Source organism: Bradyrhizobium sp. P5_C11_2, assembly GCF_054049755.1.
The window spans coordinates 1-1,074 of sequence record NZ_JBFULT010001079.1; the positions used below are offsets into that span (position 1 = coordinate 1).

General features: G+C 67.4%; 1 protein-coding gene. It reads left to right on the forward strand.

What is annotated here, in order from left to right; genetic code table 11:
- Nucleotides 1-310: 310 nt before the first annotated feature.
- Complete coding sequence (locus ACXJL8_RS41805) at nucleotides 311-949, forward strand: class I SAM-dependent methyltransferase (RefSeq protein WP_456623922.1); 639 nt, start codon at nucleotides 311-313, stop codon at nucleotides 947-949.
- Nucleotides 950-1,074 lie beyond the last annotated feature (125 nt).

Sequence of the window (1,074 nt, forward strand, 5' to 3'; positions counted from 1 at the left end):
ATCCAGAGCGCCGCCGCGAAAGCCGCAAGCAGCACGGCGCGGCCGCTCGCCGAAGCCGTGCGCGGCTAATCATGACGAGATTGAATCGCACTCTCGCGACACCGGAAGTGCGCCCCCTCTCCCGCTTGCGGGGGAGGGTTGGGGAGAGGGTTCTCTCCACACGCGATATCTCGCGAGCGGAAAGAACCCTCACCCGGCACTGCGTGCCGACCTCTCCCGCAAGCGGGAGAGGCGCTAGACCTCGCGCAGGGCTGGCATTGATTTCACCAACGATCAATTCTCTATAAAGATTCGCGTAAGGGCAGGGGGCATGGCAGCAGACATCTCGCGGGCCGGGGTCGAGAAGGCCTATGGCCGCTGGGCGCCGGTCTACGATCTCGTGTTCGGCAAGGTGTTCGACGCCGGCCGGCAGTCGACCATCGCCGAGGCCGACCGCATCGGCGGCCGCATCCTCGACGTCGGCGTCGGCACCGGGCTCTCACTCTCCGATTATTCGCGCACCACGAAAATCTGCGGCGTCGACATCTCCGAGCCGATGCTGCGCAAGGCGCAGGCGCGCGTGCGCGCGCTCAGGCTTAGCAATGTCGAGGTGCTCTCGGTGATGGACGCCAAGAACCTCGCCTTCCCCGCAAACCTCTTCGACGCGGTGGTCGCGCAATATGTCATCACCGCCGTGCCCGATCCCGAAGGCACGCTCGACGAGTTCGTGCGCGTGCTCAAGCCGGGCGGCGAGCTGATCCTCGTCAACCACATCGGCGCCGAGAAGGGCTTGCGAAAGCTGTCCGAGCTCGCCTTCGCCCCGCTCGCCCGCCGCCTCGGCTGGCGCCCGGAATTCCCGTGGCAGCGCCTGGTCGACTGGGCCGCCAAACACGGCGGCATCACGCTCGCCGAGCGCCGCCCGATGCCGCCGATGGGCCACTTTTCGCTGATCCGCTACGTCAAATCGTGATGCGATGAGCCCGGCGCGCCGCCAGGCCGCCGGTGCGCCCCCTCTCCCGCTTGCGGGAGAGGGTAGGGGGAAGGGCTCTCTCCACCAGCGATATCTCGCGAGAGGAGAAAGCCCCCACCCGGCAC

Bases quoted from the DNA above. Each gene is read 5' to 3' on its own strand.
- ACXJL8_RS41805 (WP_456623922.1), top strand. From the start codon at position 311: ATGGCAGCAGACATCTCGCGGGCCGGGGTCGAGAAGGCCTATGGCCGC.